This is a genomic window from Mycobacterium mantenii, from assembly GCF_001667865.1.
Lineage (GTDB): Bacteria > Actinomycetota > Actinomycetes > Mycobacteriales > Mycobacteriaceae > Mycobacterium > Mycobacterium mantenii_A.
The window spans coordinates 1-23,482 of the sequence record NZ_LZJP01000004.1; the positions used below are offsets into that span (position 1 = coordinate 1).

General features: G+C 67.7%; 21 protein-coding genes and 1 pseudogene. 7 read left to right on the forward strand and 15 right to left on the reverse strand.

Features of this window, described 5'->3' with window-relative positions; translation table 11 throughout:
* From A5688_RS00020 to A5688_RS00035, 4 genes and pseudogenes are all read right to left on the reverse strand, one after another.
* Positions 1-286: AAA family ATPase (locus A5688_RS00020; protein WP_242663189.1), on the reverse strand; the 286-nt coding region annotated here is incomplete at its 3' end.
* A gap of 161 nt (positions 287-447) precedes the next feature.
* Positions 448-1,185, reverse strand: a complete 738-nt coding sequence (ripB, locus tag A5688_RS00025; protein ID WP_067909391.1) for an NlpC/P60 family peptidoglycan endopeptidase RipB — start codon at positions 1,183-1,185, stop codon at positions 448-450.
* Between the two features lie 25 nt (positions 1,186-1,210).
* A complete protein-coding gene (ripA, locus tag A5688_RS00030) occupies positions 1,211-2,659 on the reverse strand; it encodes an NlpC/P60 family peptidoglycan endopeptidase RipA (RefSeq protein WP_067909388.1) in 1,449 nt (482 codons plus the stop codon).
* Positions 2,660-2,909: 250 nt separating this feature from the next.
* Positions 2,910-3,448, reverse strand: a pseudogene (locus A5688_RS00035) (DUF6676 family protein); the annotation flags it as partial.
* A 263-nt stretch (positions 3,449-3,711) separates the two neighbouring features.
* On the opposite strand from A5688_RS00035, the gene A5688_RS00040 reads away from it, so the two are divergent.
* Positions 3,712-6,543 carry an aconitate hydratase gene (locus A5688_RS00040; protein WP_067836165.1) on the forward strand — a complete coding sequence of 944 codons (2,832 nt, stop codon included), beginning with the start codon at positions 3,712-3,714 and terminating at the stop codon, positions 6,541-6,543.
* Between the two features lie 9 nt (positions 6,544-6,552).
* Entirely contained in the window at positions 6,553-7,134 is a 582-nt protein-coding gene (locus tag A5688_RS00045) for a TetR/AcrR family transcriptional regulator (protein ID WP_067836162.1), read from the forward strand.
* Between the two features lie 38 nt (positions 7,135-7,172).
* Here the strand turns inward: A5688_RS00045 and A5688_RS00050 are convergent, their stop codons facing one another.
* The 4 genes from A5688_RS00050 to trxA form a co-directional block, all read right to left on the reverse strand.
* Positions 7,173-7,370 (reverse strand): helix-turn-helix domain-containing protein, encoded by a 198-nt coding sequence (locus A5688_RS00050; RefSeq protein WP_120312426.1) that lies wholly within the window; start codon positions 7,368-7,370, stop codon positions 7,173-7,175.
* A 103-nt stretch (positions 7,371-7,473) separates the two neighbouring features.
* Positions 7,474-9,111 carry an ABC-F family ATP-binding cassette domain-containing protein gene (locus A5688_RS00055; protein WP_067836158.1) on the reverse strand — a complete coding sequence of 546 codons (1,638 nt, stop codon included), beginning with the start codon at positions 9,109-9,111 and terminating at the stop codon, positions 7,474-7,476.
* Between the two features lie 24 nt (positions 9,112-9,135).
* Positions 9,136-9,945 (reverse strand): enoyl-CoA hydratase, encoded by an 810-nt coding sequence (locus A5688_RS00060; RefSeq protein WP_067836156.1) that lies wholly within the window; start codon positions 9,943-9,945, stop codon positions 9,136-9,138.
* A 55-nt stretch (positions 9,946-10,000) separates the two neighbouring features.
* On the reverse strand, positions 10,001-10,354 hold the full coding sequence (gene trxA / locus A5688_RS00065; RefSeq protein WP_067836154.1) for a thioredoxin: 354 nt from the start codon (positions 10,352-10,354) through the stop codon (positions 10,001-10,003).
* Positions 10,355-10,548: 194 nt separating this feature from the next.
* On the opposite strand from trxA, the gene A5688_RS00070 reads away from it, so the two are divergent.
* From A5688_RS00070 to A5688_RS00085, 3 genes are all read left to right on the forward strand, one after another.
* Positions 10,549-12,375 (forward strand): acyl-CoA dehydrogenase, encoded by a 1,827-nt coding sequence (locus A5688_RS00070; RefSeq protein WP_067909381.1) that lies wholly within the window; start codon positions 10,549-10,551, stop codon positions 12,373-12,375.
* A 74-nt stretch (positions 12,376-12,449) separates the two neighbouring features.
* Entirely contained in the window at positions 12,450-13,229 is a 780-nt protein-coding gene (locus A5688_RS28380) for a DUF5666 domain-containing protein (RefSeq protein ID WP_207546572.1), read from the forward strand.
* A gap of 128 nt (positions 13,230-13,357) precedes the next feature.
* A complete protein-coding gene (locus A5688_RS00085; RefSeq protein ID WP_067836146.1) occupies positions 13,358-14,104 on the forward strand; it encodes a DUF5666 domain-containing protein in 747 nt (248 codons plus the stop codon).
* Between the two features lie 130 nt (positions 14,105-14,234).
* Here A5688_RS00085 and A5688_RS00090 read toward each other — a convergent pair whose 3' ends face one another.
* Genes A5688_RS00090 through A5688_RS00120 form a run of 7 tightly spaced genes read right to left on the reverse strand, consistent with a single transcriptional unit; the run spans position 14,235 to position 20,615 of the window.
* Positions 14,235-14,582 (reverse strand): metal-sulfur cluster assembly factor, encoded by a 348-nt coding sequence (locus A5688_RS00090; protein ID WP_067909373.1) that lies wholly within the window; start codon positions 14,580-14,582, stop codon positions 14,235-14,237.
* Positions 14,557-15,057: a Fe-S cluster assembly sulfur transfer protein SufU gene (gene sufU, locus A5688_RS00095; protein ID WP_120312420.1), complete on the reverse strand. Its 501-nt coding sequence runs from the start codon at positions 15,055-15,057 to the stop codon at positions 14,557-14,559. The genes A5688_RS00090 and sufU overlap by 26 nt, the downstream gene beginning before the upstream one ends.
* Positions 15,054-16,316, reverse strand: a complete 1,263-nt coding sequence (locus tag A5688_RS00100; protein ID WP_067909370.1) for a cysteine desulfurase — start codon at positions 16,314-16,316, stop codon at positions 15,054-15,056. Before A5688_RS00100 ends, sufU begins: the two co-directional genes overlap by 4 nt.
* 1 nt (position 16,317) lies before the next feature.
* Positions 16,318-17,100 carry a Fe-S cluster assembly ATPase SufC gene (gene sufC, locus A5688_RS00105; RefSeq protein WP_067836138.1) on the reverse strand — a complete coding sequence of 261 codons (783 nt, stop codon included), beginning with the start codon at positions 17,098-17,100 and terminating at the stop codon, positions 16,318-16,320.
* Positions 17,097-18,296, reverse strand: coding sequence for a Fe-S cluster assembly protein SufD (gene sufD / locus A5688_RS00110; protein ID WP_067836136.1), 1,200 nt, complete (start codon positions 18,294-18,296; stop codon positions 17,097-17,099). Before sufD ends, sufC begins: the two co-directional genes overlap by 4 nt.
* Positions 18,297-18,345: 49 nt before the next feature.
* Positions 18,346-19,794 carry a Fe-S cluster assembly protein SufB gene (gene sufB, locus A5688_RS00115; RefSeq protein ID WP_067836134.1) on the reverse strand — a complete coding sequence of 483 codons (1,449 nt, stop codon included), beginning with the start codon at positions 19,792-19,794 and terminating at the stop codon, positions 18,346-18,348.
* Positions 19,791-20,615 carry a helix-turn-helix transcriptional regulator gene (locus A5688_RS00120; RefSeq protein WP_120312419.1) on the reverse strand — a complete coding sequence of 275 codons (825 nt, stop codon included), beginning with the start codon at positions 20,613-20,615 and terminating at the stop codon, positions 19,791-19,793. The genes sufB and A5688_RS00120 overlap by 4 nt, the downstream gene beginning before the upstream one ends.
* A gap of 161 nt (positions 20,616-20,776) precedes the next feature.
* Between A5688_RS00120 and mptB the strand changes: the two genes are divergently transcribed.
* Both mptB and A5688_RS00130 read left to right on the forward strand, forming a co-directional pair.
* Positions 20,777-22,483: a polyprenol phosphomannose-dependent alpha 1,6 mannosyltransferase MptB gene (gene mptB, locus A5688_RS00125; protein ID WP_067909366.1), complete on the forward strand. Its 1,707-nt coding sequence runs from the start codon at positions 20,777-20,779 to the stop codon at positions 22,481-22,483.
* Positions 22,480-23,451, forward strand: coding sequence for an ABC transporter ATP-binding protein (locus tag A5688_RS00130; protein WP_067836128.1), 972 nt, complete (start codon positions 22,480-22,482; stop codon positions 23,449-23,451). Before mptB ends, A5688_RS00130 begins: the two co-directional genes overlap by 4 nt.
* Positions 23,452-23,482 lie beyond the last annotated feature (31 nt).

Genomic DNA, 23,482 nt, shown 5'->3' on the forward strand with positions numbered 1-23,482 from the left:
CGCCCACCACCTTGGCGAACGTCTCGACGGCCAGCGTCTTGGCCACCCCGGGGACACCCTCGAGCAGCACGTGTCCCTTGGACAGCAGGCCGACCAGCATGCGCTCCACCAGCTGGTCCTGGCCGACGATGATGCGTTTGACCTCGAAGATGGCGCGTTCCAGGGTCTGAACCTCGGCGGCCAGTCCATTGCCGCCGCCCGCCGGCGCTTCGTGAGCCGGGCCGGATTGCCCGCCCGGGCCCGAGTAACCGCTGGCGCCTGGCGGCGGCCCACCTGCTGCTGTCATGAACTGCTACCTTCCACCGCTCTACCAATCGGACACGACTGCTGGCACGACCAATGTCGTGGGGCAGCGACGTGCCCGCGTCCAACTATTCCAGGCCCGCCGAGTTCCGTCGACGCTGGTGCACCCGCCGCGGGCCCGCGCCCGCCCGAACGCACCCGGCGTCAGTACTCGATGATCCTGGTCAGGAACGGCGTCATGCCGGGCTTACGCACCGGGCTGACCGTCACCTTGGCGGCGCTGCCCGATGCCTCCAGCATCTGGCCGTTGCCCAGGTACATCGTGACGTGCTGGCTGCCGCCCGGGCCGTAGAAGATCAGGTCGCCGCGCCTGGCCTGGTCCGGCGGGATGTGGCGCCCGGCGTTGTACTGGTCACCGGAGAACCGCGGGATCAGCACGCCGACGCCGGCGAAGCCGTAACGCATCAGACCCGAACAGTCGAAACCGGTGATGTTGGCGCCGTCGCCGACGCCCTTGCTGGGACCGTCCAGCGAGCCACCGCCCCACGAGTACGGCACGCCCATCTGCGATCCCATCCGCTTGATCACGTATTCGATCGCCTGCCGGCCGTAGACCCGCGGGATCTTGCCGCCGGGGTTGGTGGGCGTGGCGGCGGTGGGGGCGGGATCACCCAGGATGTTGATGCCGAGACCGCCGAGGAACTGCCGGCCCAGATCCATCGTGGTCTGGGTGGCCTGGGCGGTGGCCTGCAGCGAGGCGTTGGCGACGGCGAGCGGATCTCCCGGCGCGCCGGCACTGATCTGGGCCGGCAGGGTGGGGTCCCACGCGCCGGGGTCGGCCGCGGCAAGGGGAGCCGGGCCGGCAGGAGAAAACATCAGCCCGGCGGTCACCACAGCGGTGATCCAGGCGAGGTTGATCAGACGAAACCGATTGCGGCGCATGGCTCCTCGTTCAGTACTCACTCGATCACCACTCGATGTATCGGACCACGTAGGGCGTCATGCCGCTGGTGCGCACCGGGGCGACACGGACCTTCAACCCGATGTCGGGGGCCTCGAGCATCTGGCCGTCGCCGAGGTAGATCGTCACGTGCTGGGACCCGCCCGGTCCGTAGAAGATGACGTCGCCGCGGCGCATCTGCGAGGACGGGATCTTGCGGCCCAGGTTGTACTGCGAACCCGAGTAGTGCGGCAGCTTGATGCCCACCCCGGCGAACGAGTACAGGACCAGACCCGAACAGTCGAAACCGGTGATGCCGGCCCCGGAGTCGATGCCCTTGCTCGGGCCGGCCGCGTTGCCGCCGCCCCAGGAGTAGGGCACGCCGATCTGCGACATGCCGCGCCGGATCACGTACTCGGAGGCCTGCCGCCCATAGACGCGGGGAATGCGTCCCCCGACCCCGCCCGGCGCCGCGTTGGTGATGCCAGTGTCGTCGGGCTTGAGGATGCCCATCTGCTGCAGGAAGTTTCGGCCCAGGCCGGCGGTGACCTGCGTCGAGGTGGCCGAAATGCCCAGCACCTGGTTGATCACCGCGATCGGGTCGCCGGGAACGTTGGCGCTCGGGATCATCGGCAACGTGGGGTCCCAGGCGCCGTCCCACTGACGGCCCCCGCCCGACGACGCCGGCGCGCCCGGCGATCCGGTCTCCCACCGGTCACCCGACGCCGGGGCCGCGGGCCCACCCGGACTTGTGGACCATTGCCGCGCGGCCTCGCGCTTGGCCGCCTCGAGCTTGATCTGAGCCTGATCCCGTTCGGCGGCAAGGCGAATGATGTCTTCGCGTTGCTGGTCGAACTTCTGCTTGGAGTTGGTCAGCGCCGCCACGGCGGCATCCTGGCTGGACTTGGCGTCGGCGGCGGCCTTGTCGGCGTTCTGCTTGGCCAGCCGCGCCGCCGACTCCTTGTTCACCTGCTCGGTGCGGGCCTGCCGCAGCTTGGCCATCACGGTCTGCGAGCTCGTGGTCAGGTTCTTGGCGGCGGCTTCGGTGGCGATGATGTCGTCGGGGCTGCTCGCCGTGAGGTAGCTGTTCGACGGACCGTTCATATAGGTGGCGGCGGCGAACGTGTCGAAGCGGCGCTGCGCCCCGGCGATGGCGATGTTGGCGTCCTTGACCGCCTGCTGGCTGGCCTCCAGGTCGTGTTGGGCGGTGGCCGCGTTGTCCCGCGCGGTCTCCACGTCGACGAGGGCCTTGTTGACACTTTCCTGCTCGGTCTGGATTTCGGCGCTCAGATTCTGCAACCGCTGGTTGGCCTTGGCGACGTTGGCGATGAGTCCGGCCAGGTTGTCGGCAGTGGTATCGGCCTCCGCAAGCCCGGACGTCCCGATCAGCAGGGCCAGGCTCAACACGGATGGGACGACGGGCCGCACCAGCCTTGCGGCCGGTCGCGCAGAAGACCCCCAGCGTGTGCGTCTCATTCGACTCAGGTCTCCTACGGCTCAACACGACGGGTGGCGCCAGCCACAGATTCCCCGAAAGGCGCCAAAGACAACACCAGCATCATTTGCACCGTACGTCACACCGATGGGCGTGCAAACGCTCCATCGAAATCGCACTCTCTACGTGCGTTTAATGTGACCGAACGGTGACCTGCCGTGTTTGCCGCGAAGCCGAAGCGATACCGCCCTCAGCCACCCGAAGGTTGGGATGCCGCGTGGCTAGGCCGTGTTGGTGGGCGTCACTTCCTGCGCCCCCGCCGACTCGGCCGAGGTTGCTGCGCGCTTACTGCGCACCTGCAACAGCCGGGTGCCGACGGCCGCCGCGAAGACGGCGATCAACAGGAAAATCGTCAGCCCGGTCCAGGGAAACTCGGGCGTGTCCAACTCGTGCAGAAAATGCTGCGCGGAGACCACCGGGTTGCCCGTCTTGGCGTTGTCCTCGCCGGCCTCGAGAGTGACGCGCGGGAATTGCGTGCTGTAACTCCCGACATAGCTCGGGCTGAGTGTCAGCACGGTCGCGTCGTGATAGTCGGCGCCGACCACCGTCGAGATGTCGCGCAGCGGGGTGTCGTTCGGCGGGTTGTGGTCGAGCAGCACGATCTTGAGGTTGATGCCCTCGGCGTGCGCGTGGTTGACCACGTCGAGCAGGCCCGGCATCGCCGCCGGCGCGGCGCTCACGCCGTCCGCGGCCACCTGTGCCTTGATCACGGACATGTCAACGTCCTGCGGAATGTAGAGCGGCAGGACGAAGGAATCGTGCCCGGTCATTTCGCGGTCCTTCCTGCTGCGCGGTCACGCTGGCGTGTCCCCCGCAAGCGGGCGGTACCCCCAGCTCGGTCCACGGCGGTCACTCTAGCGTGACTGTCGGCGCGCATTCGGGGTACGCGAGGGGTTTGAACCGGGGGGCCACCGCGATAAGACTGAAATCAGGTGTGCCCGCCGTAATGCAGGACAAACGTACTGTTAAAGTTGGCACGGCACCGCCGACACGGCCCGTCGCGGTGGGAGAACTAAAGACTCTGGGAGTTGAAGTGACTGATTCTGTGAATTCGTTCGGAGCCCGCGACACCCTCAAGGTCGGCGACCAGAGTTACCAGATCTATCGTCTCGACGCCGTTCCCAACACCGAAAAACTCCCCTACAGCCTCAAGGTGCTGGCGGAGAATCTGCTGCGCAACGAAGACGGCAGCAACATCACCAAGGACCACATCGAGGCAATCGCGAACTGGGATCCCAAGGCGGAACCCAGCATTGAGATCCAGTACACCCCCGCCCGCGTCGTGATGCAGGACTTCACCGGCGTGCCGTGCATCGTCGACCTGGCCACGATGCGCGAGGCCATCGGCGACCTGGGCGGCAAGCCGGACAAGGTCAACCCGCTCGCGCCCGCCGACCTGGTGATCGACCACTCGGTGATCGCCGACCTGTTCGGCACCGCCGACGCGTTCGAGCGCAACGTCGAGATCGAGTACCAGCGCAACGGCGAGCGCTACCAGTTCCTGCGCTGGGGCCAGGGAGCATTCAAGGACTTCAAGGTGGTGCCGCCGGGCACCGGCATCGTGCACCAGGTCAACATCGAGTACCTGGCCAGCGTGGTGATGACCCGCGCAGACGCGCACGGAACAGTGTCGGCGTACCCCGACACCTGCGTGGGCACCGACTCGCACACCACGATGGTCAACGGCCTGGGCGTGCTGGGCTGGGGCGTCGGCGGTATCGAGGCCGAGGCCGCGATGCTGGGTCAGCCGGTGTCGATGCTGATCCCCCGCGTCGTCGGCTTCAAGCTGACCGGCGAGATCCAGGCCGGCGTCACGGCCACCGACGTCGTGCTGACCGTGACCGAGATGCTGCGCAAGCACGGCGTGGTCGGCAAGTTCGTCGAGTTCTACGGCAAGGGCGTGTCGGAGGTGCCGCTGGCCAACCGCGCCACGCTGGGCAACATGAGCCCCGAATTCGGTTCCACCGCAGCGATTTTCCCGATCGACGAGGAGACCATCTCCTACCTGAAGTTCACCGGCCGCACGGACGAGCAGCTGGCACTGGTCGAGGCCTACGCCAAGGAACAGGGCATGTGGCACAACCCCGACCACGAGCCGGCGTTCTCCGAGTACCTCGAGCTCGACCTGTCCACGGTGGTGCCGTCGATCGCCGGGCCCAAGCGTCCGCAGGACCGAATCCAGTTGTCGGAAGCCAAGTCCACGTTCCGTGATCAGATCCTCAGCTACGTCGAGGGCGGCGACGACGGCCAGCAGGGCTATTCGAAACTGGACGAGTCGGTGGACGAGACCTTCCCGGCCAGCGATCCGGGGGCGGTGTCGAACGGACACGCCGACGACCGGCCCGTCGTGCAATCGGCCGCCACACACGCCAAGGGCCGGCCGAGCAACCCGGTGACGGTGCGCTCCGACGATCGCGGCGAGTTCGTGATCGACCACGGCGCCGTAGTGATCGCCGCGATCACCTCGTGCACCAACACCTCCAACCCCGAGGTGATGCTGGGCGCTGCGCTGTTGGCCCGCAACGCCGTTGAGAAGGGTTTGGCGTCCAAGCCGTGGGTGAAGACCACCATGGCTCCCGGCTCACAGGTGGTCAACGACTACTACGACAAGGCCGGCCTGTGGCCCTACCTGGAGAAGCTCGGCTTCTATCTGGTCGGCTACGGCTGCACCACCTGCATCGGCAACTCGGGTCCGCTGCCCGAAGAAATCTCGAAAGCGATTAACGACAACGACCTTTCGGTGACTGCCGTGCTGTCGGGCAACCGGAACTTCGAGGGCCGCATCAACCCGGACGTGAAGATGAATTACCTGGCGTCCCCGCCGCTGGTGGTGGCCTACGCGCTGGCCGGGACCATGGACTTCGATTTCGACGAGCAGCCCCTGGGCAAGGACAAGGACGGCAACGACGTCTTCCTCAAGGACATCTGGCCGTCGCAGAAGGATGTCTCGGACACCATCGCCTCGGCGATTAACTCCGAGATGTTCACCAAGAACTACGCCGACGTGTTCAAGGGCGACGAGCGGTGGCGCAACCTGCCGACGCCGAGCGGCAACACCTTCGAGTGGAATGCGGATTCGACCTACGTCCGCAAGCCCCCGTATTTCGAGGGCATGCCGGCCGAGCCGGAGCCCGTGGCCGACATCACCGGCGCCCGGGTGCTGGCGCTGCTGGGCGATTCGGTGACCACCGACCACATCTCCCCCGCCTCCAGCATCAAGCCGGGCACCCCGGCGGCGCAGTACCTCGACGAGCACGGCGTGGAGCGCAAGGACTACAACTCCTTCGGCTCGCGGCGCGGCAACCACGAGGTGATGATCCGTGGCACGTTCGCGAACATCAGGCTGCGCAACCTGTTGCTCGACGACGTGTCCGGCGGCTACACCCGCGACTTCACCCAGGACGACGCACCGCAGGCGTTCATCTACGACGCGGCGCAAAACTATGCGGCACAAGACATTCCGCTGGTAGTGCTGGGCGGCAAGGAGTACGGATCGGGCTCATCACGCGACTGGGCCGCCAAGGGAACGCGACTGCTGGGCGTTCGCGCGGTGATCGCCGAGTCGTTCGAGCGGATCCACCGCTCCAACCTGATCGGCATGGGCGTCATCCCGCTGCAGTTCCCCGACGGCAAGTCGGCCAAGGATCTGGGACTGGACGGCACCGAGGTGTTCGACATCACCGGGATCGAAGAGCTCAACGACGGCAAGACGCCGAAGACGGTGCACGTCAAGGCAAGCAAGGAATCGGGCGATCCGGTCGAGTTCGACGCCGTGGTGCGCATCGACACCCCGGGGGAGGCCGACTACTACCGCAACGGCGGCATCCTGCAGTACGTGCTGCGCAACATGCTCAAGTCGGGCTAACCCCAACCCGTGCCCAAGGTCAGCGAGGACCATCTGGCGGCTCGACGCCGCCAGATCCTCGACGGCGCCCGCCGTTGCTTTGCCGAATACGGTTACGACAAAGCCACGGTGCGCCGGTTGGAGAAGGCGATCGGGATGTCGCGCGGCGCGATCTTCCACCACTTCCGGGACAAGGACGCGCTGTTCTTCGCCCTGGCCCACGAGGACGCCGAGCGGATGGCCGACGTGGCTTCCCGCGAGGGACTCATCCAGGTGATGCGCGACATGCTGGCCGCGCCCGAGCAGTTCGACTGGCTGGCCACCAGATTGGAGATCGCCCGCAAGCTGCGCAACGATCCCGCGTTCAGCCAGGGATGGGCGGAGCGGTCGGCGGAGCTGGCGGCGGCAACCACCGATCGGTTGCGCCGGCAGAAGGAGGCGCACCGGGTGCGTGACGATGTGCCCGGCGACGTTCTGCAGTGCTATCTGGAATTGGTGCTAGACGGCCTGGTGGCCCGGTCGGCCTCGGGCGAGGACCCGCAGCGGTTATCCGCGGTTCTCGATCTGGTGGAAAACTCGGTGCGCCGCAACGACTCTGAGAAGCGGTCGTAACGTCACTGCGAACAAGGGGACGTGATTTCGCAGTGACGCTACGCCCGCGCGGTTTTAGCGGTCCGGTTCGGGCCGCCGCGGCTGCGCATCGTGGTGCCCGACTCCCGCAGCAAGCTGTGAATCGAGCCGTACGACCTGCCGGTCGCGGCGACCAGACTGCGGATGCTGGCGCCGCCTTCGTAGGCGTGGCGCAGCTCGTCCAACATCTGGTCGCGTGTCTTGGCCGACCCTCGCAGTGTTCTCTTCATGGCTCCTCCGACGCCGGGACACGATCGCAAGCACCCAGAGTAAGAAGCCGCTGTCGGCCGCGGGACCGATTTCGCCAAATCGCGTACGAAATCAGGCGAGCTCGATGAGGTCCCGGTACTCGTCGGACCAGAAATCCTCGGTGCCGTCGGGCAACAGCACGACGCGCTGCGGGTCGAGCGCCTCGGCGGCACCCGGGTCGTGCGTGACCAAGACCACTGCTCCCTGGTAACTGCGCAGCGCGTCGAGCACCTGCTCGCGCGAGGCCGGGTCTAGGTTGTTCGTCGGTTCGTCGAGCAACAGCACGTTGGCGGTGGAGGCCACCAGACCGGCCAGCGCGAGCCGGGTCTTCTCGCCGCCGGACAGCGTGCCCGCCGGCTGGTCGAGCTGGGGACCGCTGAACATGAACGCGCCCAGCAGGCCACGCAGATCCTGCTCGCCCGAATCCGGTGCGGCGTGGCGGATGTTCTCCCACACGGTCGAATCGTTGTCGAGCGTGTCGTGTTCCTGCGCGAAGTAGCCGATCCGCAACCCGTGCCCGGGCTCGAGCCCCCCGGTGTCGGGGTCCTCGGTGCCGGCCAGAATCCTCAGCAGCGTGGTCTTGCCGGCGCCGTTGAGGCCCAGCACCACCACCCGCGAGCCGCGGTCGATCGCCAGGTCGACGCCGGTGAACACCTCCAGCGACCCGTAGGACTTGCTCAGCCCGGTGGCCACCAGCGGCGTGCGCCCGCACGGGGCCGGGTTGGGGAACTTGATGCGGGCCACCTTGTCGGCCACCCGCTCGTCGTCGAGCGCGGCCATCATCCGGTCGGCACGACGCAACATATTCTGTGCGGCAACGGCTTTGGTGGCTTTCGCGCCGAGCTTGGCGGCCTGCGAGCGCAGCGCGGTGGCCTTGCGTTCGGCGTTCGCGCGTTCCCGCCGGCGGCGTTGCTCGTCGGTGGCGCGGGCGTCGAGATATTTCTGCCACGTCATGTTGTAGACGTCGACCTCACCGCGCACGGCATCCAGGAACCACACCCGGTTGACGACGTCGGCGAGCAGCTCGACGTTGTGGCTGATGATCACCAGCCCGCCGGTGTGCGCCCGCAGGAAATCCCGCAGCCAGCCGATGGAATCCGCGTCCAGGTGGTTGGTCGGCTCGTCGAGGAGCAGCGTGGTCGACGAACCCGACATGCCCGCGCCGCCCTCCGACGCGGCGAACAGGATGCGGGCCAGTTCCACCCGCCGCCGCTGCCCGCCGGACAGGGTGCGCAGCTTCTGCGTCAGGACCCGTTCCGGCAGGCCAAGACTCGCGCAGATGCGGCTGGCTTCGCTTTCCGCGCCGTAGCCGCCCAGGGCGACGAAACGCTCCTCCAGCTGCCCGTACCGACGGATCGCGCGGTCGCGGGCGTCGTCGTCGGCGACCTCGGCCATCAGCGCCTGCTGCTTTTCCAGGTCCGTCAGCAAAACGTCGAGCCCGCGGGCCGACAGGACCCGGTCGCGGGCCAGCACATCGAGGTCGCCCTCTTTGGGATCCTGTGGCAGATAACCGATTTCGCCGACGCGGTTGATCGCGCCGGCATACGGTTCGGTCTCCCCCGCCAGGATGCGCAGTGTGGTGGTCTTACCGGCGCCGTTGCGGCCCACCAGCCCGATCCGGTCGCCGGGCTGGATGCGCAGGTCGGGACCGTCCGGTGAGAGCAGGATGCGCGCACCAGCGCGGACCTCGAGGTCCGTGGCCGTGATCACGATCGCTCTCCTTTGAAAAGACGCCTATTTGTCGTCGGTGAACACCGGTGGTCGTCGTTCTGCGCGCGCGGCAACCGCTTCTTCGAAGTTGGCGGTGAGCAGGCGGACGAAAAGCTGTCCCAAGCCCTCGGCTTGCATGTGCCCTTCCAGGCTACCGGCGTCCAGTCCACTCCACAGCGTGCGCTTGGTCAACTCGATGCCCGGCCGCGAGAAGGCCGCGATCCGCGCAGCGATGGCGTAGCAGGTGTCCAGCAGCTGCTCCTCGGGCACCTGGCAGGACACCAGCCCGATGCGCTCGGCCTCCTCCGCGGTGATGTCGCGGCCGGTCAGCATGATCTCGAACGCGCGTGACGAGCCGATGGCCCGCGGCAGCAGGTAGGACAGGCCCAGTTCGCTGGCGGTGAGCCCGTTGTTGATGCCCGCGGCCCGAAAGTACGCGCTGGTGGAGGCCACCCGGATGTCGGCGGCCAGGGCCAGGCACAACCCGCCGCCGATGGCGGGGCCGTTGACCGCGGCGATCACCGGTTGGTGCAGCTTGCGCAGCGCCAGGATGACCTCGTCGAGGATCTCCATGGAGCGCAGCGCGTAGGTGGGGCGGGTCAGCCCCTCGACGTGGGGCACCGAGCCCGCGGACTTGTGGTCGGCGCCGGAGGAAAAGCCCCGACCGGCCCCGGTGAGCACCACCACCCGCACCGAATTGTCGTAGGTGACCTCGTCCAGGGCCTCCTTGAGCGGGAGCATGACGTCGAACGCCATCGAGTTCATCCGCTCGGGCCGATTCAGGGTTATCAGCGCGACGCCGGGCCGCGGGTGGTCTACCAGTACCAAACTCACCCATGCAACCTAGCGCGTAGCCGACCGAGGCTTTGCGCGCAGCGCGGCGCGGTGCTTATTCGCCCTGCCCGGCCTCGGCGGCGTCGACGTCGAAGGCGCGGACTTGCTGGACCAGGTCCTCGAGGGCCGCCGGCGGCAGGGCTCCGGGTTGGTTGAACAGCAGTTTGCCCTTCTTGAAGGCCATCAGCGTGGGGATGGACCGGATCTGGGCGGCCGCCGCCAACTGTTGTTCGGCCTCGGTGTCGACCTTGGCGTGCACGATGTCGGGGTGCTTGTCCGACGACGCCTGGAAGGTGGGACCGAACTGGCGGCACGGACCACACCAGGACGCCCAGAAGTCGACGAGCACGATGTCGTTGCCCTCGATGGTTTCGTTGAACTTCTCAGCGGTGAGATCAAGTGTTGTCACAGTTTGCTCAACGCCCGGCGCCGACGCGATGTTCCCCGATCCGCGAGCGGTTCGCCCCGTGGCTATCGCCGGACGGGTCCCGTTCGCTGTAGCGTCCGTCACGACCGTCGCTGGTTACGGTTGCGTACGTTTTCCCGCGTCCGACAGACTGGGCCTGACGATCCGCCGCCTCGAGGACCAGTGAGGGAATCGCGTTGGGCCACTACATCGCTAACGTCCGTGATATCGAGTTCAACCTCTTCGAAGTTCTCGATGTCGGCGCCGTCCTGGGCACCGGCGGCTACAGCGACCTCGACGAGGACACGGTCCGAACGATCTTGGCCGAAGCCGCCCGCCTCGCCGAAGGTCCGGTGGCCGAATCCTTCGCCTTCGCCGACCGCAATCCGCCGGTATTCGACCCGGCCGAGCACAAGATCAGCGTGCCCGACGAACTGGCCAAGACGGTGGCGGCGCTCAAGGAGGCCGGCTGGTGGCGGCTGGGCATGGCCGAGGAGATCGGCGGCATGCCCGCCCCACCGCCGCTGGCGTGGGCCGTCAACGAAATGCTCATCTGCGCCAACCCCTCGGCGAACTTCTTCTGCCTGGGCCCGTTCATGTCTCAGGCGTTGTTCGTCGAGGGCAACGAGCAGCAGCGCCGGTGGGCCGCCGAGGGTGTGGAGCGGGGCTGGGCGGCCACCATGGTGCTCACCGAACCCGACGCGGGCTCCGACGTCGGCGCGGGCCGCGCCAAGGCCGTCGAACAGCCCGACGGCACCTGGCACATCGAGGGCGTCAAGCGCTTCATCTCCGGTGGCGACGTGGGCGACACGGCCGAGAACATTTTCCATTTGGTGCTGGCCCGTCCCGAGGGCGCCGGTCCGGGCACCAAGGGGCTCAGCCTGTTCTACGTGCCCAACTTCCTGTTCGACCCGGACACCTTCGAACTCGGGCCCCGCAACGGGGTTTTCGTCACCGGGGTGGAGCACAAGATGGGCATCAAGTCCTCCCCCACGTGCGAATTGACTTTCGGCGCAACGGATGTGCCCGCTGTCGGTTACCTGGTCGGCGACGTGCACCGGGGCATCGCGCAGATGTTCACCGTAATCGAGCAGGCGCGCATGACGATTGGCGTCAAGGCCGCCGGCACCCTTTCCACGGGCTACCTGAACGCGCTGGCCTTCGCCAAGGAGCGGGTGCAGGGCGCGGACCTGACGCAGATGTCCGACAAGACCGCGCCGCGCGTCACGATCATCCACCATCCCGACGTGCGTCGCAGCCTGATGACCCAGAAGGCCTACGCGGAAGGCCTTCGCGCGCTCTACATGTATGCCGCCGCCCATCAGGATGACGCGGTGGCCCAACGGGTTTCGGGTGCCGACCCCGAGATGGCGCACCGGATCGACGATCTGCTGCTGCCGATCGTCAAGGGGGTGAGCTCGGAGCGGGCCTATGAGGTGCTGACCGAGTCGCTGCAGACGCTGGGCGGTTCCGGCTTCCTGGCCGACTATCCGCTCGAGCAGTACATCCGCGATTCCAAGATCGATTCGCTGTATGAGGGCACCACCGCGATCCAGGCCCTCGACTTCTTCTTCCGCAAGATCGTGCGCGACCGGGGTCAGGCCCTGCAGTTCCTGACGACGCAGATCACGGCGACCATCGACGACTGTGACGAGGCGCTCAAGCCGGTCGCGCAACTGGTGCAGACCGCCTACGACGATGTCACGGCGATGACCGGTGCGCTGACCGGCTACCTGATGTCCGCGGCGCAGCATCCCACCGAGATCTACAAGGTGGGGCTGGGATCGGTCCGTTACCTGCTCGCGGTCGGCGATCTGCTGATCGGTTGGCGGCTGCTGGTGCAGGCCGTCATCGCGCACCGCGCGCTGGCCGATGGAGCCGGCGACGACGAACCGTTCTACCGGGGCAAGATCGCGACCGCGCAATTCTTCGCCAAGAACATGCTGCCGAAGCTGACCTCGCTGCGCGGGGTCCTCGAGGGCCTCGACGACGACATCATGAAGGTGTCCGAACAGGCGTTCTGAGAACACACAGGTTGGACACAGTTTAAACGGGTAAACCAGGACGTTGGCTTTAACCGACGAATGGAGAAACGTTGATGTCTGCCAGCGTGCCCCGGCTCACTCGCTTCGCGGTATTCGCGGTCGCGGGAGCCACCGCCTTGTCCCTGTCTGCCTGTGGCTCTTCGAACAAATCCAGCCCCACGTCCACCTCGACCTCGACCTCGACGTCGGTCGTGACGTCGACGACCACATCGTCCACCCCTAACGCCGAAGCGCGGGTCAGCGGTCTGATCGCCTCGGTGGCGGGCAATTCCATTCAGGTCACCAAAGAGGACAACGCGACCGCGTCGGTGAACTTCACCTCGACCACCAAGATCACCGAGGCCGTTCCGGCCGGGCTGCCGGACGTCACCCCCGGCAGCTGCGTCAGCGTGAAGCCGACGGAGGGATCGGCGCCCGGCCAGGCCGTCACCGCCGCGTCGGTGAAGATCAGCGAGTCCGTCAACGGCGCCTGCCCGAAGCCGAAGTCCGCGCCGGGCGCTTCGACCACCACGCCGCCGTCGCTCCCGCCCACGCAGGCACCCGCCAAGCCGGCCATGGTCCGGGGCTCGGTGGCGTCGGTTTCCGGTAACACCATCAACGTGACCAACACGGATCCCAGTGGCAACACCACGCAAACGACCGTGACGGTCGATGACAAGACCAAGTACAGCAAGCAGACGCCCGCCAACACCGACGCGATCACGCCGGGCAAATGCCTGTGGGCGCGCGGAACCCAGGACAAGGGCGGCGCGCTGCAGGCGACGAGCATCAACGTACGACAGGCCGTCGACGGCAAGTGCGGCAAGCCCAAGCAGCCCGGCCACGGTGGCTGACCCCGGCCGGGGCTGACTGAGATTGCCGTCACTCCCGTGGGGCGCGGCGTGAAAACCGCGCCCGACGGGGGTATTTGCTGGGGACGGCGAGCGTGTGATCGGAGATGAGTTCTGTGCCTGCCTTATCGTTGAAGACCCGGCGGACACAGATCGCGCTCGGCGTCGTGATCGCCTTCATCGCGCTGTGCGTCGCCATGTGTGGCCCCTCGCACGACTCGTCGAACAGCAGCGCGCCACACGCAATCACCGCGGTCCCGCCGAGCGCGGCACCCGGCGCCCCGCCTAGCGCGGCGCCACCGCCGGGACCCCCGCCACCTCCGGTCGGCAAGGACTACGTCGAGGGCATGGTGCAGTCGAATTCGGATGGCACGATCGCACTTCGAACGCGGACCGGCTCGGCGACGGTGAGCTACACACCCCAAACCAGGGTCGTCGACGTCACCCCGGCGAAGCTGACCGATGTGACGCCCGGCAGTTGCGTGAATGTCCGCGCCACCCCGCAGAGCGCGCCACCTCCCGGTGCGATCACCGCGCAGGCGGTGACGGTCACCCAGTCCACGGACGGCAAATGTCCGCCGCCCGCCGGCTTCTACGGCACGGTCGCCTCGGTCTCGGGCAACACCATCGCCGTCAACGGCCTGGGCCCCGGCGGACCGGGCGCCTCCACCAACGTGACCGTCGCCGACTCGACCTCATATCAGCGGCAGACGCCCTCGGACACCCAGGCGATCACGAACGGCAAATGCATTGGGGCACAGGGAACTCAAGACGGCGGCGTACTGCACGCGACGATGATCAGCGTGGAGACGTGCCCGCCCATGGGGCACCCGCACCACCACCTGCATCTGCCCCATCTCCCCCACATCCACCTCTAGTGGGGATCGCCAGCGCGGCGGAGCCGGGCGCAGCGGGTCGCCACCATCTGGTCTAGTGGGGATCGCCAGCGCGGCGGAGCCGGGCGCAGCGGGTCGCCACCATCTGGTCTCGTGGGGATCGAGCCCTGGCTCAGACGGTGAAGCCGAGGGCGCGCAGTTGTTCGCGGCCTTCCTCGGTGATCTTGTCCGGGCCCCACGGCGGGTTCCACACCCAGTTGATCCGCAGGTCGTCGACCAGGCCGGCGCCCACCAGCGCGCTGCGTGACTGGTCTTCGATGACGTCGGTCAGCGGGCAGGCCGCCGAGGTCAGCGTCATGTCGATCAGGGCGACGGTCCCGTCGTCGCCCGCCTCGACGTTCAGCCCGTAGACGAGCCCCAGGTCGACGACGTTGATCCCGAGTTCGGGATCGACCACGTCGCGCATCGCCTCCTCGAGGTCGGCGAGGAATTCTTCATCCTGCGCGGTGGTTTCGCTCATCTGTAGCCTCCTCGAAGTCCGCTTCTTTGCCCGAATAAGCCTTGGCCAAAGCATCTTTGAACGCCATCCAGCCCAACAGCGCACATTTGACCCGTGCCGGGTACTTGGCCACCCCGGCGAAGGCGATCCCGTCGCCCAGCACGTCCTCGTCGCCCTCGACGGTGCCGCGCGAGGACACCATTTCGGTGAACGCGGTGATGGTCTCGAGCGCCTCGCCGACGCTTTGGCCGATCACCTGCTGCGTGAGCACCGAGGTCGCCGCCTGGCTGATCGAGCAGCCCTGCCCGTCGTAGGAGACGTCGGCGACGGTTTCGCCGTCCTCGGACAGCGCGACCCGCAGGGTCACCTCGTCACCGCAGACCGGGTTGACATGAAAAACCTCGGCGCCGAACGGCTCCCGCAGCCCGCGATGCTGCGGGTGCTTGTAATGGTCCAGGATCACGTCCTGATACATCTGCTCGAGACGCAAGGTCAGCCTCTCCCAAAGAAATCCAGCGCGCGGCGCACGCCGCCCACCAATCGCTCGACCTCTTCGGCGGTGTTGTACACCCCGAAGGACGCCCGAGCGGTGGCCGCCAGACCGAACCGGCGGTGCAGCGGCATGGCGCAGTGGTGACCCACTCGTACCGCGACCCCCGCGTCGTCGAGCACCTGCCCGACGTCGTGCGCGTGCACGCCGTCGACGACGAAAGACACCGGCGAGGCGCGGTTCTCCATGGACGTCGGTCCGATGATGCGCACGGCATCGATGCCGGACAGCCCGTCGATGGCCGCGGCGACCAGCGCATGCTCGTGGGCCTGCACGGCTTCCATGCCGATGGCGGCGAGATAGCGGGTGGCCGCGCCTAATCCGACCACCTGGGACGTCATCGGAGTGCCCGCCTCGAACCGCTGCGGCACCGGTGCGTAGCTGGATGACTCCATGGTCACGGTCTCGATCATCGAGCCGCCGGTTAAAAACGGTGGCAGCGCCGACAACACCTCGCGGCGTCCGTACAGGACACCGATACCGTTGGGGCCCAACATCTTATGTCCCGAGAACGCGGCGAAGTCTACGTCGAGGGCGTGGAAGTCGACAGGCTGGTGCGGCACCGACTGGCAGGCGTCCAGCACGGTGAGCGCGCCCACGGCCCGGGCCCGGCCGACCAGTTCGGCCACCGGGGCCACCGCGCCGGTCACGTTCGAATGATGGCTGAAGGCAACGATTTTGACGCGTTGGTCGAGTTCGAGCGAGTCCAGGTCGATGCGCCCGTCGTCGGTGACGCCGTACCAGCGCAGGGTCGCCCCGGTGCGCCGGGACAGTTCTTGCCAGGGCACCAGGTTGGCGTGGTGTTCGAGCTCGGTGGTGACGATAACGTCGCCCGGCCCGACGGCACGCTCGAAACGCTTGTCCCCCAGCACATATGACACCAGGTTGAGCGCCTCGGTGGCGTTCTTGGTGAACACCAGTTCGTCGGGGTCGGCCCCGACGAATGCGGCGACGTCGGCACGCCCCTGCTCGTAGGCGTCGGTCGCCTCCTCCATCAGCTGGTGCGCGCCGCGGTGCACGGCGCCATTGGAGGTCAGCAGGAACTCCCGCTCGGCGTCGAGCACCTGCAGTGGCCGCTGCGACGTCGCGCCGGAATCCAGGTACGCCAACGGGTTTCCGCTGCGCATGACGCGCTTGAGGATCGGGAAGTCGGCGCGGATGGCCACGACGTCCAGGGGTGAGACCGCCGCCGAAGGTGTAGCCATGTCAGGCCCCGGTTGCCGCCGCTTGAGTGAAGCGGACGTAGCCGTTCTGCTCGAGTTCGTCGGCCAGCTCAGGACCGCCGGATTCGGCGATCCGGCCGCCGACGAACACGTGCACGTATTCGGGGTGGATGTAGCGCAGGATGCGGGTGTAGTGCGTGATCAGCAGGATGCCGCCGTGCTCGGCCTCGGCGTAGCGGTTCACGCCCTCGCTGACCACCCGCAGCGCGTCGACGTCGAGCCCGGAGTCGGTCTCGTCGAGGATGGCGATCTTGGGTTTGAGCAGTTCCAACTGCAGGATCTCATGGCGCTTCTTCTCACCACCGGAGAAGCCCTCGTTGACGCTGCGCTCGGCGAACGCCGGGTCGATTTCCAGCGAGCCCATGGCCGCCTTGACCTCTTTGACCCAGTGCCGCAGCTTCGGGGCCTCACCGCGCACGGCGGTCGCCGCCGAGCGCAGGAAGTTCGACACCGAGACGCCGGGCACCTCGACGGGATACTGCATGGCCAAGAAGATTCCGGCGCGGGCGCGCTCGTCGATGCCCATCGCGAGCACGTCCTGACCGTCGAGCGTGATGGAGCCGGAGGTCACCGTGTACTTGGGGTGGCCGGCGATGGCGTACGACAGCGTCGACTTGCCCGAACCGTTGGGACCCATCAAGGCGTGTGTCTCACCGGATTTCACCGTCAGGTCGACCCCGTTGAGGATGGGGATCTCGCGCTCGGACTCGGCGGCGTTCGGGTTGACGACGCTGACGTGCAGATCTTTGATTTCCAGAGTGGTCATGAGGCTGTTGTTTCCGTCTTTTCGGTTAAGGCCAGTTCGTGTTCGATGGCTGCGGTCAGGCGTTCCCGTATCTCGGGCACCGCGATCTTGGAGATGATTTCGGCGAAGAAGCCGCGGATGACCAGGCGGCGCGCCTGCTCCTCGGGGATGCCGCGGGAGCGTAGGTAGAACAGTTGCTCGTCGTCGAAACGTCCGGTGGCACTGGCGTGCCCGGCGCCGACGATCTCGCCCGTCTCGATCTCCAGGTTGGGCACCGAGTCGGCGCGCGCGCCGTCGGTGAGCACCAGGTTGCGGTTCACCTCGAAGGTGTCGGTGCCGGTGGCGTCGGCGCGGATCAGCACGTCGCCGATCCAGACCGTGTGCGCGTCGGGCAGTGAAGAGCCTGGATCGCCTTGCAGCGCACCCTTGTACAGCACGTTCGACTTGCAGTCGGGCTGGGCGTGATCCACCAGCAGCCGCGACTCCAGGTGCTGCCCGTCGTCGGCGAAGTACAGGCCGAGCAGCTCGGCGTCGCCCCCGGGGCCCAGGTACCGCACGTTGGCGGTCATCCGCACCACCTCGCCGCCGAGCGTGACGGCGACGTGACGCAGCACCGCGTCCTTGCCCAGCCTGGCGTGCTGCATGCTGACGTGCACGGCGTCGTCGGCCCAGTCGGCCAGCCACACCACGGTGAGCCGGGCGGCGTCCTCGACGACGAATTCGACGTTGTCGGCCAGCGTTCCGCTGCCCCGGTTGTCGATGACGACGACGGCCTCGGCCAGCTCGGAGACCCGGATCTGCAGGTGTCCGTAGGCCACCGCGCCCGCACCGGGGCCGGTGACGGTGACGGCAATCGGCTCGGCGATGCGAGTGTCGCGCTCGACGGTGATCAGGGTTGCGGAGTTGAACGACGAAAACGCTTGCGCGGCAACACGGTCGGTCGGCACGCCGCCCTGGCCGAGGCGCTCGTCGCCGCGGCGGACGGACTCGACCCGCAGACCGGGCTGCTCACTGACGCTGATCTCGACCTTGCCGGTGGCGCGCGCCGACCCGTCGTGCAGGCCACGCAGCCGGCGCAGCGGGGTGAACCGCCAGATTTCGTCGCGACCGTGCGGGACCTCGAACGCGTCCACATCGAACGAGGAGAACAGCTCCCCTTTATTCAATGCGGTAAGCGAACTCCCCTCGACGGCCGAAGTCAGATTGTCGGCGGTCATTGGCGCCGCTCCTCCTCATCGCTACGCTCTGCATCGTCGCTGGCGCGGGTCATCCGACAGCGCCCTCCATCTGCAACTCGATCAGCCGGTTGAGCTCCAGCGCGTACTCCATCGGCAGCTCTTTGGCGATCGGCTCGACGAAGCCCCGCACCACCATGGCCATCGCCTCGTCCTCGGTCAGGCCGCGGCTCATCAGGTAGAAGAGCTGGTTCTCGCTGACCTTCGACACGGTGGCCTCGTGGCCCATGGTGACGTCGTCCTCGCGGATGTCGACGTAGGGGTAGGTGTCGCTGCGGCTGATCGTGTCGACCAGCAGCGCATCACATTTCACACTGGAACGCGATCCGTGCGCGCCCTTGTTCACCTGCACCAGTCCGCGGTAGGAGGTGCGGCCACCGCCGCGGGCCACCGACTTGGACACGATGTTGCTCGACGTGTTCGGCGCCAGGTGCAGCATCTTCGCGCCGGTGTCCTGGTGCTGGTCCTCGCCGGCGAAGGCCACCGACAGCACCTCACCCTTGGCGTGCTCGCCGGTCATCCAGACCGCCGGGTATTTCATGGTGACCTTGGACCCGATGTTGCCGTCGATCCACTCCATGGTGGCGCCGGCCTCGGCGCGGGCCCGCTTGGTGACCAGGTTGTAGACGTTGCCCGACCAGTTCTGGATCGTCGTGTAGCGAACGCGCGCATTGGGTTTGACGATGATCTCGACCACCGCCGAGTGCAGCGAATCCGACTTGTAGATCGGAGCGGTGCAGCCCTCGACGTAGTGCACATAGGAACCCTCGTCGGCGATGATCAGCGTCCGCTCGAACTGGCCCATGTTCTCGGTGTTGATCCGGAAGTAGGCCTGCAGCGGGATGTCGACGTGCACGCCCGGCGGGACGTAGATGAACGAACCACCCGACCACACAGCGGTGTTCAGCGCGGAGAACTTGTTGTCCCCGGCCGGGATCACGGTGCCGAAGTACTCCTGGAAGATCTCGGGGTGCTCGCGCAGACCGGTGTCGGTATCGAGGAAGATAACCCCTTGCGCCTCAAGGTCTTCCCGGATCTGGTGGTAGACCACCTCGGATTCGTACTGGGCCGCGACGCCGGCGACCAGGCGTTGCTTCTCGGCCTCCGGGATGCCCAGCCGGTCGTAGGTGTTGCGGATGTCCTCGGGCAGGTCCTCCCAGGAAGCCGCCTGCTTCTCGGTGGAGCGCACGAAGTACTTGATGTTGTCGAAGTCGATGCCGCCCAGGTTCGAGCCCCAGTTCGGCATCGGCTTGCGATCGAAGATGCGCAGCGCCTTCAACCGGGTCTGCAGCATCCACTCGGGCTCGTTCTTCTTCGCCGAGATGTCGCGCACCACCGCCTCGGACAGGCCGCGCTGGGCGCTGGCCCCCGCGACGTCGGAGTCGGACCAGCCGTAGCCGTATTTGCCCAGCGAGGCGATCGCCTCTTCCTGGGTCAACGGCGCGGTAACCGTCTTGCTGGCCTCGGGTGTGAGGGTCATCGAGACGCTCCTTTGATGCTCGTGGTGTCGCGGCGCGGGCTGGGCGCCGTGCTGGTTGCCTGAGTCAGGGGTACGTGCGTGGTGCAGGCACAGTTGCCGTTGACGATGGTCGCCAACCGCTGGACGTGGGTGCCCAGCACCTCGGCCATGGCCTGCTGTTCGGCGTCGCACAGCTCCGGGAATTCCTCGGCGACGTGGGACACCGGACAGTGGTGCTGGCAGATCTGCACGCCGTGGATCGGCCCGCCGACCTGCGTGGTGGTGGTGACATAGCCGGCCTTGGTCAACGCGGTGGCGATCCGGCCGGCGGCCGCCTCGACGTCTTCGTCGGCCGCGCTGTCGGCCGCGGGAACGTCGGCCAATATGGTGTCGATGCGCTGCCGGGCGAACGCCTGCACCGCCTCTTCACCACCGATTTCACGCAACTGCCGCATGGCCGCCGCCGCCAGGTCGTCGTAGGCGTGGTCGAGCTTGGCCCGGCCGGCCGCGGTCAACCGATAGCGCTTGGCGGGACGCCCGCGTCCCGCCTGTTGCCACGCCGCGGGCGCCGTGGACTCGGCATCGCCGGCCTCGATCAGTGCGTCGAGGTGGCGTCGCACGCCGGCGGCCGCCAGGCCCAGCCGGTCACCGATCTCGCCGGCGGTGATCGATCCGGATTCCAGCAGCAGGCGCACGATCGCGCGGCGGGTGTGGCCATCCGGCACCGGCGCGCCGACGTCCGCCACGCCGGCAGCGGCGACGCCGCCCGCGGTGGCCCCATCGAGGCTGGTTCGGATTTTCACAACACCAGTGTGACGCAATTCCGGGGATCGGTCTACCAAGGGTCCCCTGTCTAGGCGTTGCGCTGCTCACACTCGGTGGAACGCGCGGGCCCGGCTGCGCCGCGCTTGCGATCGCGCCGGAACGCGCGGCGACCCGCTGCGCCCGGCTGCGCCGCGCTTGCGATCGCCGCCGGCTCGGGCCGGGCGGCTACGCTGCTCTGATGGCAGCCCGCCACCACACGCTGAGCTCATCGATCGCGAGTCTGCACGGCGACGAGCAAGCAGTGGGCTCGCCGCTGAACGATACCGAGCTCACCGCGCTGCGCCGCATCCGCCTGTTCGGCGCCACCGGCACCGTGGTGATGGCGATCGGCGCGCTGGGCGCCGGCGCCCGGCCCGTCGTGCAGGACCCCACCTTCGGGGTGCGGCTGCTCAACCTGCCGTCGCGAATCCAGACGGTGTCGTTGACCATGACGACGACGGGCGCGGTCATGATGGCGCTGGCCTGGTTGATGCTGGGCCGCTTCGCGCTGGGAAACCGGCGGATGTCGCGCGGCGACCTGGACCGCACCCTGCTGCTGTGGGTGCTGCCGCTGCTGATCGCCCCGCCGATGTACAGCAAGGACGTCTACTCCTATCTGGCGCAGAGCCAAATCTCCCTAGAGGGCCTCGACCCGTATCGGGTGGGCCCGGCCTCGGGGCTGGGCCTGTCCCACATCTTCACGCTGTCGGTGCCGACGCTGTGGCGCGAGACACCCGCACCGTACGGGCCGCTGTTCCTGTGGATCGGGCGCGGCATCTCCGCGATCACCGGGGAGAACATCGTCGCCGCCGTGCTGTGTCACCGGCTGGTGGAGCTGCTGGGCGTGGGACTGATCGTGTGGGCGACACCGCGGCTGGCCCGGCGCTGCGGCGTCGCCGAGGTCAGCGCGCTGTGGCTGGGGGCGGCCAACCCGCTGCTGATCATGCATCTGGTGGCCGGCGTGCACAACGAGGCGCTGATGCTGGGCCTGATGCTGGCCGGGGCGGAATTCGCGCTGCGCGGCATCGATGCACCCCGGCTGCTGCCCGCGTCGTGGAAGCGGCCGGGGCCGGACTGGGAACCGCTGGGGATGCTGGTCGCCGGCGCCGTGCTGATCGTGTTGTCGTCGCAGGTGAAGCTGCCGTCGCTGCTTGCGCTGGGCTTCGTGACGATGGCGCTCGCCTACCGCTGCGGTGGCACCCTGCGTGCCCTGCTGCTGACCGGCGGCGGCATGGCAGCGTTGTCGCTGGCGGTGATGGCGCTGGTGGGCTGGGCCAGCGGCCTCGGCTTCGGCTGGATCTACACCCTGGGCACCGCCAACGTGGTGCGCAGCTGGATGTCACCGCCTACCCTGCTGGCGCTCGGCACCGGACAGGTGGGCATCCTGCTGGGCCTGGGTGATCACACCACCGCGGTGCTGGGGCTGACCCGCGCGATCGGCGTGATGATCATCACGATCATGGTGGCCTGGCTGCTTTTCGCGGTCTTCCGCGGCCGGCTGCACCCGATCGGCGGCCTGGGTGTCGCGCTGGGCATCACGGTGCTGCTGTTCCCCGTGGTGCAGCCCTGGTATCTGCTGTGGGCCATCATCCCGCTGGCCGCCTGGGCGACCCGTACCGGCTTCCGGGTGGCCGCCATCGTCATCAGCCTGGTCGTCGGGATCTTCGGCCCGACCGCCAACGGCGACCGCTTCGCGCTGTTCCAGATCATCGACGCCACCTTGGCCAGCACCGTCATCGTCGTCGCGCTCATCGCGTTGACCTACACCCGCCTGCCATGGCGCCGACCGCCGGTCCAGGCCAGCGACTCCAACGGCCAACCGGTCGCCGATCCGGCGGCAACGCCGCAGACTCCGCCGACCCCCCGGCCGGCCCCGGCACATGACGCCTACGCTGATTCCACGTGAGCTCGGCCTTTCCCGCGCGCGATGCGCGCGAATCCCCTGAAACAGTGGTGCGGCTGCGCGGGGTCACCAAGAAGTACGGGTCCGGGGCGACCGCCGTCGAAGCCGTCTCCAACCTCGATCTCGAGGTGCACGCCGCCGAGGTGCTGGCCCTGCTCGGCCCCAACGGCGCCGGGAAGACGACGACGGTCGAGATGTGCGAGGGCTTCACGCGCCCGGACGCGGGCACCATCGAGGTGCTCGGTCTGGACCCTATCGCCGACAACGCGCGGCTGCGGGCGCGGATCGGGGTGATGCTGCAGGGCGGCGGCGGCTACCCCGCGGCCCGGGCGGGAGAAATGCTGAACCTGGTGGCCGCCTACGCCGCCGACCCGCTGGACCCGGCGTGGCTGCTGGACACGCTGGGTCTCACCGACGCCGCCCGGACCACCTACCGGCGACTCTCCGGCGGCCAGCAGCAGCGGCTGGCGCTGGCCTGTGCGCTGGTCGGCCGCCCCGAACTGGTGTTCCTCGATGAGCCCACCGCGGGCATGGACGCCCACGCCCGGCTACTGGTGTGGGAGCTGATCGACGCCCTGCGCCGCGACGGCGTGACGGTGGTGCTGACCACGCATCAGCTCAAGGAGGCCGAGGAGCTCGCCGACCGGCTGGTGATCATCGACCACGGGGTGACGGTGGCCTCGGGCACGCCGGCCGAGCTGATGCGCAGCGGGGCCAAGGACCAGTTGCGGTTCAGCGCACCGCCGCGCCTCGATCTGTCCCTGCTGTCCTCCGCCCTGCCGGAGGACTACAAAGCCACCGAGGTGACGCCGGGCGAATACCTGGTCGAGGGGCCCGTCGACCCCCAGGTACTGGCGACCGTCACGGCGTGGTGCGCGCGGATCGACGTGCTGGCCACCGACATGCGCGTCGAGCAACGCAGCCTCGAGGATGTGTTCCTCGACCTCACCGGCAGGAAGTTACGGTCTTGACGGACAACGAGATTCAATCGAACGTCTTCCC

Excerpts from the sequence above, each read along its gene's own strand:
- sufD (WP_067836136.1), bottom strand. The coding sequence starts at position 18,296 with ATGACCGCCGACAATCTGACTTCGGCCGTCGAGGGGAGTTCGCTTACC.
- A5688_RS00090 (WP_067909373.1), bottom strand. The coding sequence starts at position 14,582 with ATGAGCGAAACCACCGCGCAGGATGAAGAATTCCTCGCCGACCTCGAG.
- ripA (WP_067909388.1), bottom strand. The coding sequence starts at position 2,659 with ATGAGACGCACACGCTGGGGGTCTTCTGCGCGACCGGCCGCAAGGCTG.
- A5688_RS28380 (WP_207546572.1), top strand. The coding sequence starts at position 12,450 with ATGTCTGCCAGCGTGCCCCGGCTCACTCGCTTCGCGGTATTCGCGGTC.
- ripB (WP_067909391.1), bottom strand. The coding sequence starts at position 1,185 with ATGCGCCGCAATCGGTTTCGTCTGATCAACCTCGCCTGGATCACCGCT.
- sufB (WP_067836134.1), bottom strand. The coding sequence starts at position 19,794 with ATGACCCTCACACCCGAGGCCAGCAAGACGGTTACCGCGCCGTTGACC.
- A5688_RS00100 (WP_067909370.1), bottom strand. The coding sequence starts at position 16,316 with ATGGCTACACCTTCGGCGGCGGTCTCACCCCTGGACGTCGTGGCCATC.
- sufC (WP_067836138.1), bottom strand. The coding sequence starts at position 17,100 with ATGACCACTCTGGAAATCAAAGATCTGCACGTCAGCGTCGTCAACCCG.
- mptB (WP_067909366.1), top strand. The coding sequence starts at position 20,777 with ATGGCAGCCCGCCACCACACGCTGAGCTCATCGATCGCGAGTCTGCAC.